Origin of the sequence: Bacillus sp. FSL K6-0069 (assembly GCF_038007785.1) — a bacterium.
GTDB lineage: Bacteria > Bacillota > Bacilli > Bacillales > Bacillaceae_G > Bacillus_A > Bacillus_A mobilis.
Genome location: NZ_JBBOXN010000001.1, coordinates 2,829,826 through 2,843,893, shown reverse-complemented (window position 1 = coordinate 2,843,893; position 14,068 = coordinate 2,829,826). Strand labels below are relative to the sequence as shown.

Genomic DNA, 14,068 nt, shown 5'->3' with positions numbered 1-14,068 from the left:
TATGATGAAAATGAAACCGAATAGGAAAGAACTACATACTTCCTTTACTCGTTTTTATACACTTCAAGTAAGAGGTGAAGCGAGATGAATGGTCTTATTTTTACAACAATGATTAGCTTTGGTTTACCGCTTGTAGCACTTTTATATGCTTTTTGGAAGAAACGCTATATTCCATATATGCTAGGTGTATTGGCTTTTGTTGTTTCGCAAATATTGATTCGCATACCAGTATTGAATTATGTAAATGGAAATAGCACAAATTTTCAAATTTTTTCTGTTATGCAGCCTGTATTATTTGTACTTTTTCTTAGTTTATCAGCTGGAATTTTTGAAGAGATAGCTCGTTTTATTGCAATGCGTTATTTTATGAAGCAACGAGATTGGCAGTCTGGCTTTTTATTTGGAGCAGGGCATGGTGGTATTGAGGCAGTGTTGATAGTTGGAATTCCGGTAATATCTCTATTATTGTCACAAACAGTCATTCAAAATGGCGGCAGTTACTATTTCGCCGGTATTGAGCGTATCTTCGCGATGGTATTGCATATTGGACTTTCCATCATTGTATTGCAAGCTGTCGTCCAAAAGAAATTTCGTTATGTTGTATATGCAATTCTCATTCATGGGACTGCAAATGCAATAGCTAGCATTATACCGCTATATGTACCAGGGAAAAGCGGGATCATTTTGTCAGAAGTTTCAATAGGAATTTGTGCTGTACTCGTTTTTAGTTATAGTTTCATTTTAAAAAGAAAGGGTGTATGAAAATGAGAAGAATGTTACTTATTATTATAAGTGCTATCGCGGCGTTCGCACTGGCAGCTTGTACCGGTAATAAAGTAGATGAAAGTACGTCAAAAAAATTTATTCCGAAGGCGGAAGAAATTCTAACATTATTAAATGAGGCGAAGTATAAAGACGTGCATGAAAAATTTGATAGTAAAATGAAAGCTGGATTGCCAGAAGAAAAAATGAAAGATCTTACACCTGTAATTGAGAAAGCCGGTACGTTCGAAAAAATTGAAAAACAATCGATTGAAGAAAAAGATGGTCTATATACTGTTATTCTTGTAGCAAAGTATAGCAAGGAACAACGGACATATATTATAACTTATAATGATAAAGAAGAAATAGCAGGTTTATTTATTAAATAAAAACAGATGCAGTGGAGGTTTCCGCTGTATCTGTTTTTTTGATTTTAACCAAATTATGGTTATTTGTGTTAATATGAACACATAGATATAGAGAAGGGTGGATAAGTATGAAAACTGAAATAGTTCCTAAAAAGAAGTACAGCATAATTAGCTACATATCTTTACTCATCGGCATTTTATGTTTTCTGTTCGTTTTTATTACTCCGACAAGGATAGCGAATGTAGGTAATGTAGTGGGAGATTATATTACAGTTGCCCTCACAGTTGCAGGTATCATACTTTCTAGCATTACGATGACGAAACAAACAGAGAAGAAGGGTATTGCTATTATTTCAATAATACTGTCCTTATCATTACTTATATTTTGGATGATCACGATTATATTATTATTTACTGGTCAAATTAGTTTTGCGCCGTAATGTGCAATAAAAAGAGTCCTTCTCGTAGGAAGGACTCTTTTTATTCGCTGTCTTCCGGTTGATATTCTAAAATATCCCCTGGTTGGCATTCTAACGCTTTACAAATAGCATCTAAAGTTGTAATTCTAATTGCTTTTGCTTTTCCATTTTTTAATATAGAAAGGTTAGCCATTGTAATTCCAACCTTCTCTGAAAGTTCAGTTACACTCATTTTTCTTTTTGCTAACATTACATCAATATTAATTATTATTGCCATGTTATTCACCTCAGACCGTTAAATCATTTTCTGATTTTATATCTATCGCATCTTTTAAAAGTCTTTGGAGAACGGCAGCAAAGACTGCGATAACCATTGAAGCAAAGATAAGGATCATGCCAATTATAATAATACCTGGCGCATCATCTCTCTCTGCTACAAGATAGAAAAGTGGCATACCTACTACATATAATACACTAATTGTAACAGCACATTGTTTTATCTTCTTTAAAGCTCTAACAGATAATTTCGAGAAGGCGTTACCATTGTCAATGTAGCTTACAAGTTTAAAGGCTTGATATAGGGCAAAATAAAAAGGTATCACTGTTGCATATAGATTGATTAAAACAAGATATTTTATATATGCAATATCCGGGTACAATTTCGCTGTATAATTCCCGATATTAGGAATTAAAAATATACATAAAGCAAAAACAGGAATACCGATAAGGATGATTGCTGTCTTTAAAAAGAGTGTTGATCCTTGTTTCATATAAAGCACCTCATTTTTAAATTATCTCTTTAATTTAACATGAAATTTATCGTTTAACAATAAATTCTTATTTATTTCAACCTGATTTTTATTGATAAATAAATTTTTGGGAAGAGAATGATAAGACATTTTTATAAAATAGGTGTGGTCCCTAATTATTTGAACATAAAAATCTATGATATGTAGCGTTCGTTGCCTTACTAATAAAAGAAAGTGAAGGTAATGATTATTAGCTTCATGAAAATTGGGGACTAATAAAACATATATAAATGAATGTAAAACATACGGAGGAACAACAATGTCGAATTTGGGTTTACTGATGAAGAAGTTACTGTTAGTAGGAACAATCACACTAAGTATGTTATGTACGGAAAGCATGATGAATTATTATTCGGTGGAAGCGAAGGTGAAAAAAGTAGAACGTCAACCAAAAAATATCATCATAATGGTTATGGACGGAACTAGTTCTTCAGCAACGACATTAGCTCGCTTGTATAAAGGGAAACCACTTGCATTAGATGAAATGGTAACAGGAGGAGTACGTACATATTCGGCTGAATCAGCTATAACGGATTCAGCCCCAGCAGCTACAGCTTTAGCGACTGGTAATAAATCGAATTCAGGATATGTAGGTGTATTACCTTCTATTGTAAGTTCACCGGGCTTAAAACTAATAAAAGAAGAGGACAAGTTACGGCCAGTTGCCAATGTTTTAGAAGGTGCCAAACGTACTGGTCGCGCAACTGGAATTGTTGCTACAGCTGAAATTCAGCATGCTACTCCGGCCGGGTTCTCTGCCCACCATGTAAACCGCAAGCGTTTTGACGTAATTGCAGAGCAACAAGTGTATCAAAATATAGATGTCGTATTAGGCGGGGGAAAAGCGGCACTGCTACCTATAAAAAGAAAAGATGGTGAGGATTTAGTAAAGGTGATTCATGACAAAGGGTACGATTTTGTTGAAACGAAAAATGCATTATTGAACTCTAAATCTAAGAAGATTTGGGGCTCTTTTTCACATAACGCTTTAGCGTTCGATATGGATCGTGAAGCAACAAATCCGGAGCAACCAACACTTTCGCAAATGACGGAAAAAGCAATTCAAACGTTATCAAAAGATAAAGATGGTTTCTTTTTATTTGTTGAAGGAAGTAAACCAGACTGGGCAGCTCATGTGAATGATCCGATGGGGATGATTAGTGATGTATTAGCATTTGATAAAGCGGTAGCAAAAGCATTACAATTTGCCAAAAATGATGAGAATACACTGCTCATCGCTTTAACTGATCATGGTAATAGCGGGATTTCTATTGGGAATGCGAATACAACAAAAGGCTATAATACTACGCCGGTCTCTGCATACATTAATCCATTAAAAAAAGCGAAAATGACAATTGAAGGGGTAACCCAAAAAATAAATAATGATTTATCAAATATAGTAGAAGTTGCTGCACTTTACGGTTTAAATAACTTAACGGAAGCTGAAAAGGAAAAATTAAAAGTTGTACAAAAGAAATCGGATATTGGTCCAATACTTACTACATTACTAGCTAACCGTGCAAATATTGGCTTCACAACAGGAGGGCATACAGGTGAGGATGTGTTTTTATATTCTTACGGTCCTCAAAAACCATATGGCTTGATCCAAAACACAGACGTTGCGAAGACGATGGCGAAAGCAATGGGCTTTAATTTAGAAGAAGTAACAAACAAATTATTTGTAGATAGTGAATCAGCTTTTAAACAAAACGATGCAACAGTCACTATAGATAATACTGATACAGCAAACCCGGTGCTCATAGTAAAACGTAATCATGTAAAAGCTCAATTATTTGTAAATAAAAATATAATTCGTATTAAGAATAAAGAATATGAATTAGGTAGTGTAGTTGTAGAAAGTAATGGCAAGTTCTATGTACCAGAAGAAGCAATCCGTTTATTCATAAAGCATTCTCGTTAAAAAAATGCCAATTCCTTAGCTAATACTTAGGAATTGGCATTTTTTGTGTAGCTAAAATTTCACTTGAAAACAAGATTAAAGAGGATCACAACTTCTAAAAAGGACTTCTTGTAAATTTATTTATCTTATATTTTTCACCCTAAAAAATATTTCTCAACATTTTAGCTCTTTAAAAAGATTGAATATTCGTATTATAACGAATATTATGTTCCTATCGGCAAAAAAAACGATAATTTGCAGACACTGGGGAGGAAAAGCATTGAAAAAGAATAAGAAGTTAAAACCATTATCAGTTTTAGCAACAGCGGCAGTGCTAAGTAGTACGTTTGCTTTTGGAAGTCATGCAGCGTATGCTGATACGCCATCATCTCTACCAATTGATGAGCATTTAATACCAGAGGAGCGTTTGGCAGAAGCGCTGAAACAAAGGGGAGTAATTGATCAATCTGCATCACAAGCTGAGACATCAAAGGCTGTCGAAAATTATGTTGAGAAAAAGAAAGGCGAAAATCCTGGAAAAGAAATCATGACAGGAGATAACCTTACGCAAGAAGCTTCAGATTTTATGAAAAAAGTAAAAGATGCAAAAATGAAGGAAAATGAACAGGCGCAGCAGCCAGAAGTAGGACCGGTTGTTGGACAAGATGCAGGGTTGAATTCTAGAAAATTAAATGGAAAAGTACCTACTACACCAGCGAAGCAAGCTGAGTATAATGGAGCGGTTCGAAAAGATAAAGTACTTGTTTTACTCGTAGAATTTAGCGATTTTAAACATAATAATATTGATCAAGAACCAGGTTACATGTATTCTAAGGACTTTAATCGTGAACATTATCAAAAAATGTTATTTGGAGATGAGCCATTTACGTTATTTGATGGATCGAAGATTAATACATTTAAACAGTATTATGAGGAACAATCTGGCGGTAGCTACACAGTTGATGGAACTGTAACAGAATGGCTTACTGTTCCAGGAAAAGCATCAGATTATGGTGCGGATGCGGGAACTGGTCATGATAACAAAGGTCCTTTAGGGCCACGTGATCTTGTGAAAGAGGCATTAAAAGCAGCTGTCGCAAAAGGTATCAATTTAGCAGATTATGATCAATTTGATCAATACGATCAAAATGGTGATGGAAATAAAAACGAGCCAGATGGAATTATTGACCACTTAATGGTTGTACATGCGGGCGTGGGTCAAGAAGCTGGCGGTGGTAAATTAAAAGATGATGCGATTTGGTCTCATCGTTCAAAACTAGGATCAAAACCATATGCGATTGATGGTACGAAATCTTCTGTTTCGAACTGGGGCGGCAAGATGGCTGCATACGATTATACAATTGAGCCTGAAGATGGAGCAGTTGGTGTGTTTGCCCATGAGTACGGTCATGATTTAGGATTACCGGATGAATATGATACAAAGTATTCTGGACAAGGTGAACCTGTTGAATCATGGTCTATTATGAGCGGCGGTAGCTGGGCTGGAAAAATTGCAGGAACAGAGCCAACGAGTTTCTCACCACAAAATAAAGAATTTTTCCAAAAGAATATGCAGGGTAACTGGGCGAATATCGTTGAGGTAGATTACGATAAACTACGCACAGGAATCGGTACTGCAACATATTTAGATCAAAGTGTTACAAAATCAAAACGACCAGGAATTATTCGAGTTAACTTACCAGACAAAGATATAAAAAATATCGAATCGGCATTTGGTAAGAAGTTTTATTACAGCACAAAAGGAAATGATATTCATACAACACTTGAGACTCCAGTATTTGACTTAACAAATGCAAAAGACGCTAAGTTTGATTATAAGGCATTTTATGAACTGGAAGCGAAGTATGATTTCCTTGACGTAAATGCGATTGCAGAAGATGGAACGAAGACGCGAATTGATCGAATGGGCGAAAAAGATGTAAAAGCCGGCGTAGATACTACGGATGGTAAGTGGGTTGATAAATCATACGATTTAAGTCAATTCAAAGGAAAGAAAGTAAAACTGCAATTTGAGTATATAACAGATATTGCAGTAGCTTATAAAGGATTTGCATTGGACAATGCAGCATTAACTGTAGATGGAAAAGTTGTATTCTCTGATGATGCAGAAGGACAGCCAGCAATGACGTTAAAAGGATTTACTGTGTCAAACGGATTTGAACAGAAAAAAAATAACTACTATATTGAGTGGCGAAATTATGCTGGATCTGACACGGCGTTACAATATGCACGTGGTCCAGTATTTAATACAGGAATGGTTGTATGGTATGCGGATCAAAGCTTTACAGATAACTGGGTAGGCGTTCATCCAGGCGAAGGATTCCTTGGGGTAGTAGATTCTCATCCAGAGGCAATCGTAGGAACATTAAACGGTCAACCAACTGTGAAGAGCAGTACACGTTATCAAATTGCCGATGCGGCATTCTCATTAGATCAAACGCCAGCATGGAGAGTAGATTCACCAACTCGCGGTATCTTTGATTATAAAGGATTACCAGGAGTGGCGAAGTTTGATGATTCTAAGCAATACATCAATAGCGTTATTCCAGATGCCGGACGTAAGTTGCCGAAACTAGGATTAAAGTTTGAAGTAGTAGGTCAAGCTGATGACAAATCTGCAGGTGCAGTTTGGATCCATCGCTAAAATAAAATGAAAAGGAGCTGTCATAAGTCGGTGAAATCTGACTTATGACAGCTCTTTTCTTCTTGTGAGAAAAAACTGTTACATAAATACAAATCGAAAAAAATTACCATTTAAAAAAATGAAAAGATGTGCAGAAGTGAAAAAGTCCTCTGCTTTTTTATATATTTATTGGAAAAAATAGATGTTTCTTTTATAATTGAAATGCTCCATCAGTCCGATTATGTAAGGTTTTTTGACCGTAAGGAATTTGTAAGTAATGAGTAAGAAAAAAGAGATTTTTATATTATATAATATTTATTACAGCTACTTTTAACACCTGATACTAATAGTATGCTATAATGTGAATTAGCAACATAAAGGAAAGGAATTAGACCAATGACATTAGAAAATACTAAAAATTTAAAAAAACAAGTTGCTCCGTATGAAAAATCAACGATTAAAAAAAGTGTGTGGCAACTTTTTAACACAATTGTGCCATTCATTATTTTATGGTACCTTGCTTATAAAAGTTTGTCCGTTTCTTATTTGTTATCAGTAGTTCCATCTCTGTTAGCCGCTGGTTTTATGACGCGAATTTTCATTATTTTTCATGATTGTACTCACTATTCATTCTTTAAAAGCCGTCGTACAAATAGAATAGTAGGGACATGTATGGGTGTTTTAACTTTATTCCCATTTGATCAATGGGGGCATGAACATTCTATTCATCACGCTACAAGTGGTAATTTGGATAAGCGAGGTACAGGAGATATTTGGACACTTACTGTGGATGAATATGCAGCTGCGCCATTTAGACTTCGTTTAGCATATCGCTTATATCGCAATCCATTCGTTATGTTTGGATTAGGGCCGATTTATGTTTTCTTGCTTAAAAATAGATTTAACCGAAAAGGTGCTAGACAGAAAGAACGTATGAATACTTATTTGACGAATATTATAATTGTTGCTTTAATCGCTATACTTTGCTGGGCAATTGGATGGCAATCGTTCTTATTAGTACACGGTACGATATTCTTAATAGCAGGTTCAGTAGGGATTTGGCTGTTTTACGTACAACACACATTCGAGGATTCTTATTTTGAAGAGGATAAAGATTGGGAATATGTGAAAGCTGCAGTGGAAGGAAGTTCATTCTATAAACTTCCAAAAATCTTGCAATTCCTAACTGGTAATATTGGATTCCATCATGTTCATCATTTAAGCCCAAGGGTACCTAACTATAAACTAGAAGAGGCGCACAATAATACGCTTCCGTTAAAAAATGTACCTACGATTACTCTTGCTACAAGCTTGCGTTCACTTCGCTTCCGACTATGGGATGAGAAAAGTAACAATTTTGTTAGCTTTAAAGAATTCAAAAATATAATTAAAAATAATGTTTCTGTTCGAGTGAAATCTGAACTATAATTTTATCTTATATAAAACTCCCCTTAATCATTTTCGATGTAAGGGGAGTTTTTGCTATATATAACTGATATCGAGGGCGTGGAATACTCATGTGTAGGTATAAATTTAAGAAGACGGTAATTTTATTATGTAAATAAGGTGGATCATCATAATTTTTATTATTGTGAAGGACATCGTACATATATAATGGAAAGCAGAAGGTAGATGATAGTATTGAATAGAACACATACAACGTAATAAAATAATTCTTTCAAAAGGAAGGGGAAATGAAAGATGTTGAAATTACAAGGAAAATACAATGAAGCGAAAGTATTTACGAATAACGTTGATGAGACTGCGACTGGGCAGATTATTGATCTTTGTAACCAAGAATTCGTAAAGGATAGTCAAATTCGTATTATGCCAGATACACATGCAGGAGCAGGTTGTACGATTGGGACAACAATGACAATACAGGATAAAATTGTTCCTAATCTTGTAGGGGTAGACATTGGGTGTGGGATGGAAGTTGCTGTGATTAATAAGAAAAAAGAAGAAATTAATTTCGATTGCTTAGACGAAACAATTCGTAAATTTGTTCCAAGTGGTTTTCGTATCCGAGATAAAGAACATCGATTCTCAAAAATGATCGATTTTGATAGTGTGAAGGCCCCATATACATTACAAAGAGCTCAAAAAAGTATAGGTACTCTTGGAGGTGGAAATCATTTCATTGAATTAAATGAAGATGATAAAGGGAATGTATATATTGTCATTCATAGTGGTTCTCGTAATTTAGGTAAACAAATAGCAGAATATTACCAAAACTTAGCATATGAACAATGCATTGATGTTACATCAATGAAAGATGAGATTATTAAGAGATTAACTGAAGAAGGGAGAGCAAAAGAAATACAAGAAACTTTACGTGGGATTCAGAAGCCTAAGATTCGTAAAGAGCTAGCTTATTTAGAAGGGCAAGGATTCAAAGATTATATGAATGACATGAATATTGCCCAAAAGTATGCTGCGTTAAATCGTAAAGCAATGATTGATGAAATTGTTACGAAAATGGACTGGAAAGTTACGGATCAATTTACTACAATACATAACTATATTGACATAGAAAATATGATTCTACGAAAAGGTGCTATTTCAGCTCAGAAAGATGAACGAGTCATTATTCCCATTAACATGAGAGATGGTTCAATTATTGCATTTGGTAAAGGGAATCCAGATTGGAACTTTTCTGGTCCGCACGGGGCAGGACGTATTATGAGTCGTAAGAAGGCTAAAGAATTATTGAGTCTAGAGGAATTTCAAAATACGATGACAGAAGTGTGGACTACATCGGTAGTAGAAAGCACAATTGATGAAGCACCAATGGTTTACAAGCCAATGGATGAAATTATCGAAAATACGAAAGAAACAATAGATATAAAGCATATTATTAAGCCATTATATAATTTTAAAGCGAATTAAAAGGATAAAAGACCGCACATAAAGTGAAAGATATGTGCGATCTTTTATATATAAGTATAGTATTACATAGTCTCGCTAATTTTAGTTTCACTTTGAGGGTTAGTAGAAATTCTTTTCTTAACTTTAAAGTGATAGTAAGTGTAGCAAAAAATGATAAATGGTACAGTGCAATAAATTCCAAGTCGTTGTTCAGGGATAAAGATAAGACTAATTAATATAATGCCATACAATCCAAAACCAAGAATTGGTACAAGTGGATAAAGTGGAGTTTTAAATTTTAAGTCTTCTAATCTTCCACCGTCTGCTAAATAATGTTTACGGAAAAAGAATTGGGAGACACAAATTGACATCCAAACAATGATTGTAATGACACCAGAAATTGAAATTAACCATAAGTAAACTGTTTCAGCAGCTACAACGCTTGTTAAAAGAGAAAAAGCAGAAATAGAAATTGTCAAAATCAAAGCGTTTAGAGGTATTCCTCGTGATGATAATTTCTTTAAAAAGGCAGGAGCCATTTCATTTTTTGATAATGACCAAAGCATGCGAGTTGCGGCGTACAGTCCAGAGTTTGCGACAGAAAGAACAGCTGTAAGAATAACAAAGTTCATAATATCAGCTGCATATGGAATACCGATATTATCAAATACAGCAACGAACGGACTTTTTGTTAATCCAGCTTCTTCCCAAGGAATTAAAGCAACAAGGACAAAAATTGCTAAGACGAAGAAAAACATCGTGCGCCATATAATATTTCTAATAGAACGTGGTAAAGTTTTTGCTGGATCTTCACTTTCACCTGCTGCGATTCCGACAAGTTCTGTACCTTGGAAGGAATAATTAACTGTAACCATTGTTAATAGGATAGCTGCAAGTCCATTTGGGAATAAACCGCCGTGATTTACGAAATTTGATAATAACGGGGCTGGTTCGTCACCTTTTAAATCAATAAAACCGAACATAGCGGCGCCGCCAAGGATAATAAAAGCTATAATGGCAGATACTTTTATACTTGAAAACCAAAATTCTGTTTCTGCATAACTACGAGCAGATAATGCGTTAATAGTGAAGATTGTAACGCCAAATATTAAACACCAAACCCAGACGGGAATATCAGGAAACCAGCGCTGCATTGTAATGCCGGCAGTTGTAAATTCAAGACCGGTCGTATTTGCCCAGCTTAACCAATATAACCATCCGATCGTAAAGCCAGTTGCAGGGTTGATGAACTTAGTGGCATATTCTTGGAAGGAACCTGAAACAGGCATAGCTACAGCAAGTTCACCAAGACAAAGCATAACGAAATACATTAATAATCCACCAGCCATAAAGGCAAGCACGGATCCACCAGGTCCAGCTTGACTTATAATAAAGCCAGATCCGTTAAATAACCCCGTTCCAATCACACCACCGAGTGCAATCATGAATAAGTGTCTACTTTTCATCGTACGTTTTAATTCATTGTTTGTATTGTTTACTTGCGACATTGTTTTCCTCACTTTCGTAGTTGATAGAATAAAGTTTGATGTTTTCCGTATTGTGGAATGTATTCCGTGATGTGAAATCTTGTTATAATTTTCAGATAATTAAAAAGAAAAGTCAATATTTTTTTGTTTGCGCTTTCAAATTATTATTAGCGACATATTTTTATTTTTAGAAAATTGAATAAATGGATTGATTTCATTTTGAATTTTTGTTAAATTGATAGGTAATTGAGCGTACTAACATATTACAAGTCAAGTTGAGGTGAGTTATGGTACAGTCCATTGATCGAGCGATAAGTATTATAAAGTTGTTAAATTCTACTAATGAAAAAGAGTATTGGGCCATCTCTGATATAGCGGATAGAACACATCTCCCAGTTAGTACAGTACATAGATTACTTAATTCTCTAATCAAACATGGGTTAGTTACGCAAATTTCAGAAACGAAACAGTACAAAATTGGGCCAATGTGGATGGAAATAGGATTACGTCAATTGGAGAAAGTAGATTACAGATCTGTAGCCAGAGAAGTGATGAAACGGTTAGCCTCTGAAGTGGAAGAAAGTGTGTATTTAAACATTCCAAATGGAACGCATTCTATTATCATTGAAAGAATTGATAGCCCTTTAAAAATTCGAGTTATCGATAACTTAGGGGAACAGATTCCACTTTCAATTGGTGCTGCAAACAAAACGATGCTTGCCAATATGAAAACGAATGAAATGGAGCATATTGTAGAACATTTACTTTCTTCTTTACCAGAACAAAAGCGCATTCTTTTAGAGCAAATAAAGCAAATAAGAAATGAAGGATATGCGGTAAGTTATGGTGAAAAAACAGAAGGGACGGCTTCAGTAGCTGCACCTATTATCGGATTTAATCATAAAGTAGTAGGAGCATTAAGTGTTGGGTTAATTAGTCATCGCATTAATGATGATCGACTATCTTTTCTTATTAGTAAGGTAAAACAAGCAGCTCATGAAATTTCAATAAAAATCGGCAGTACATCAGAACTATAATTTTGATAACTGTCGTCATTTTTTATTCATATACTGGAATTCATTTTCATAATGCGGAAAAATAGGGGGATTTATATGTCAAAGTGGCAATCAAAAGAACAATTGATTCAATTATTAAGCGGTCTCGTTGAAATTCCTAGTATTACAGGTACAGAAGCAGAAGTTATATTGCCAGATTTTGTTGTGGAACAATTATCTGATTTACAGTACTTCAAAGAAAACCCGCATCATTTGCAAAAAAATCCGACGGGAGACGGACGATATTTTGTTACAGCTCTCGTAAAGAAAAGCGATAGTACAAAAAATACAGTAATTCTAGTTAGTCACTTTGATGTTGTAGATGTACAAGATTACGGAGTGTGGAAAGAAGATGCATTCAATCCTAAAAAGTTAACGTCTATGTTTTATTCTCATAAAGATGAACTACCAGATCATGTACGTGAGGATATAGAAAAAGGAGATTGGTTATTTGGTAGAGGAACAATGGACATGAAATGCGGTCTTGCGTTACAAATGGCAATGATTGAGCAAGCTTGTGAAGGAAGATTTGACGGGAATGTTCTTTTATTAGCTGTTCCAGATGAAGAAGTGAACTCTGTAGGGATGAGAGCTGCTGTTCCAAGACTACTAGAGTTAGCAAGAGAACATAACTTGGATTATAAAACGGTATTAAATTCAGAGCCTATGTTTTCACGACACCCTGGTGACCAAAATAAGTATATTTATACTGGTACTATTGGTAAAGTGTTACCTGGATTTCTTTGCTACGGAAAAGAGACACATGTAGGTGAACCATTTGCAGGCTTAAATGGGAGTTATATGGCTTCATTAATAACAGCAGAATTAGAGTTGAATACAGACCTTTGTGATATTGTAGAAGGGGAAGCGAGTCCTCCGCCAACTAACTTACTTCAAAGGGACTTAAAGGAGGATTATTCTGTCCAAATTCCGCATCGTGCTGTTACATTATTTAATTTGTTTTTACTAGAAAAATCAATGACAGATGTCGTGTCATTGTTACGTCAAAAAGTAACGAAAGTAGCAGAGAAAATAGAAGAATCATATGAAAAGCAAGCATATCGTTTTTCTAAATATAATCCGTTTATACCGCCTAATATGAAAGTAAATGTATTAACGTATGAAGAGCTTATTGCTTATGCAATTGAACAACATGGGCAAGAGAAAATAGATGATATTCAATCTAGTATAATAAATAATAGAGAAGATAAAGATGATCGCGCGGTAACGATTGATTTAGTAGATAAACTAGCTATTTTATGTAAAGAAAAGGCGCCGATGATTGTACTTTTCTTTGCTCCACCATATTATCCAGCTGTAAGTTCACGCAACAATACGTTAATTAAAGAAGTAGTTGCAGAAATGGAAAAGTATGCACACTACAATCATAACATTACATTTGAAAACCAAAATTATTTTGGAGGAATTTCAGATTTGAGCTATGTGGGCTTACAGAATCCCTTACATTCAATGAGCTCACTTGTAGACAATATGCCATTATGGGATAAAGGTTACTCGATTCCGCTTCAGGAACTAGAAGATTTTGACGTTCCAGTATTAAATATGGGGCCGGTAGGAAAAGATGCACATCAATGGACAGAACGTTTAGATGTAAATTACGCATTTGAAACATTATTAGATATGTTACCGAAATGCATTGAAAGATTACTTGTTTCTAATAAAATTACACAATCATATTAGGTAATAGAGAAGAGTTAAAACTAAAATTTCAAAAGAAGATATAAATAAAATTATC

At 34.8% G+C, this 14,068-nt stretch carries 12 protein-coding genes; 9 read left to right on the top strand and 3 right to left on the bottom strand.

The window, feature by feature from the left end; all coding sequences use genetic code 11:
- Positions 1 to 84: 84 nt before the first annotated feature.
- The 3 genes from MHB74_RS14570 (at position 85) to MHB74_RS14560 (ending at position 1,570) form a co-directional block, all read left to right on the top strand.
- Entirely contained in the window at positions 85 to 762 is a 678-nt protein-coding gene (locus MHB74_RS14570; RefSeq protein WP_061676891.1) for a YhfC family intramembrane metalloprotease, read from the top strand.
- A 2-nt stretch (positions 763 to 764) separates the two neighbouring features.
- Positions 765 to 1,151: a DUF3887 domain-containing protein gene (locus tag MHB74_RS14565; protein WP_061676890.1), complete on the top strand. Its 387-nt coding sequence runs from the start codon at positions 765 to 767 to the stop codon at positions 1,149 to 1,151.
- A gap of 107 nt (positions 1,152 to 1,258) precedes the next feature.
- On the top strand, positions 1,259 to 1,570 hold the full coding sequence (locus MHB74_RS14560; RefSeq protein WP_061676889.1) for a hypothetical protein: 312 nt from the start codon (positions 1,259 to 1,261) through the stop codon (positions 1,568 to 1,570).
- Positions 1,571 to 1,610: 40 nt separating this feature from the next.
- Here MHB74_RS14560 and MHB74_RS14555 read toward each other — a convergent pair whose 3' ends face one another.
- Together MHB74_RS14555 and MHB74_RS14550 are read right to left on the bottom strand one after the other, a co-directional pair.
- On the bottom strand, positions 1,611 to 1,826 hold the full coding sequence (locus MHB74_RS14555) for a helix-turn-helix domain-containing protein (protein ID WP_002084833.1): 216 nt from the start codon (positions 1,824 to 1,826) through the stop codon (positions 1,611 to 1,613).
- A 10-nt stretch (positions 1,827 to 1,836) separates the two neighbouring features.
- Positions 1,837 to 2,319 (bottom strand): DUF2975 domain-containing protein, encoded by a 483-nt coding sequence (locus tag MHB74_RS14550; RefSeq protein WP_061676888.1) that lies wholly within the window; start codon positions 2,317 to 2,319, stop codon positions 1,837 to 1,839.
- Between the two features lie 298 nt (positions 2,320 to 2,617).
- Between MHB74_RS14550 and MHB74_RS14545 the strand changes: the two genes are divergently transcribed.
- The 4 genes from MHB74_RS14545 to MHB74_RS14530 all read left to right on the top strand — a co-directional run bounded on the left by MHB74_RS14545 (position 2,618) and on the right by MHB74_RS14530 (position 9,791).
- Positions 2,618 to 4,279, top strand: a complete 1,662-nt coding sequence (locus tag MHB74_RS14545) for an alkaline phosphatase (protein WP_061679884.1) — start codon at positions 2,618 to 2,620, stop codon at positions 4,277 to 4,279.
- 259 nt (positions 4,280 to 4,538) lie between these two features.
- A complete protein-coding gene (locus MHB74_RS14540; protein ID WP_081110400.1) occupies positions 4,539 to 6,923 on the top strand; it encodes an immune inhibitor A domain-containing protein in 2,385 nt (794 codons plus the stop codon).
- 375 nt (positions 6,924 to 7,298) lie between these two features.
- Entirely contained in the window at positions 7,299 to 8,330 is a 1,032-nt protein-coding gene (locus tag MHB74_RS14535; RefSeq protein ID WP_061679885.1) for a fatty acid desaturase, read from the top strand.
- A 273-nt stretch (positions 8,331 to 8,603) separates the two neighbouring features.
- The gene (locus tag MHB74_RS14530) at positions 8,604 to 9,791 is read left to right on the top strand and encodes an RtcB family protein (protein WP_061679886.1); all 1,188 of its coding nucleotides are present in this window, start codon (positions 8,604 to 8,606) and stop codon (positions 9,789 to 9,791) included.
- A gap of 62 nt (positions 9,792 to 9,853) precedes the next feature.
- Here MHB74_RS14530 and MHB74_RS14525 read toward each other — a convergent pair whose 3' ends face one another.
- Complete coding sequence (locus tag MHB74_RS14525; protein ID WP_061679887.1) at positions 9,854 to 11,278, bottom strand: amino acid permease; 1,425 nt, start codon at positions 11,276 to 11,278, stop codon at positions 9,854 to 9,856.
- Positions 11,279 to 11,544: 266 nt separating this feature from the next.
- Between MHB74_RS14525 and MHB74_RS14520 the strand changes: the two genes are divergently transcribed.
- Positions 11,545 to 12,294 (top strand): IclR family transcriptional regulator, encoded by a 750-nt coding sequence (locus tag MHB74_RS14520; protein ID WP_048526109.1) that lies wholly within the window; start codon positions 11,545 to 11,547, stop codon positions 12,292 to 12,294.
- Between the two features lie 75 nt (positions 12,295 to 12,369).
- Positions 12,370 to 14,013 carry a M20/M25/M40 family metallo-hydrolase gene (locus MHB74_RS14515; RefSeq protein WP_061679888.1) on the top strand — a complete coding sequence of 548 codons (1,644 nt, stop codon included), beginning with the start codon at positions 12,370 to 12,372 and terminating at the stop codon, positions 14,011 to 14,013.
- Positions 14,014 to 14,068: the final 55 nt, after the last annotated feature.

Bases quoted from the DNA above. Each gene is read 5' to 3' on its own strand.
- MHB74_RS14525 (WP_061679887.1), bottom strand. From the start codon at position 11,278: ATGTCGCAAGTAAACAATACAAACAATGAATTAAAACGTACGATGAAA.
- MHB74_RS14520 (WP_048526109.1), top strand. From the start codon at position 11,545: ATGGTACAGTCCATTGATCGAGCGATAAGTATTATAAAGTTGTTAAAT.
- MHB74_RS14565 (WP_061676890.1), top strand. From the start codon at position 765: ATGAGAAGAATGTTACTTATTATTATAAGTGCTATCGCGGCGTTCGCA.
- MHB74_RS14545 (WP_061679884.1), top strand. From the start codon at position 2,618: ATGTCGAATTTGGGTTTACTGATGAAGAAGTTACTGTTAGTAGGAACA.
- MHB74_RS14555 (WP_002084833.1), bottom strand. From the start codon at position 1,826: ATGGCAATAATAATTAATATTGATGTAATGTTAGCAAAAAGAAAAATG.
- MHB74_RS14530 (WP_061679886.1), top strand. From the start codon at position 8,604: ATGTTGAAATTACAAGGAAAATACAATGAAGCGAAAGTATTTACGAAT.
- MHB74_RS14535 (WP_061679885.1), top strand. From the start codon at position 7,299: ATGACATTAGAAAATACTAAAAATTTAAAAAAACAAGTTGCTCCGTAT.
- MHB74_RS14560 (WP_061676889.1), top strand. From the start codon at position 1,259: ATGAAAACTGAAATAGTTCCTAAAAAGAAGTACAGCATAATTAGCTAC.
- MHB74_RS14515 (WP_061679888.1), top strand. From the start codon at position 12,370: ATGTCAAAGTGGCAATCAAAAGAACAATTGATTCAATTATTAAGCGGT.
- MHB74_RS14570 (WP_061676891.1), top strand. From the start codon at position 85: ATGAATGGTCTTATTTTTACAACAATGATTAGCTTTGGTTTACCGCTT.
- MHB74_RS14550 (WP_061676888.1), bottom strand. From the start codon at position 2,319: ATGAAACAAGGATCAACACTCTTTTTAAAGACAGCAATCATCCTTATC.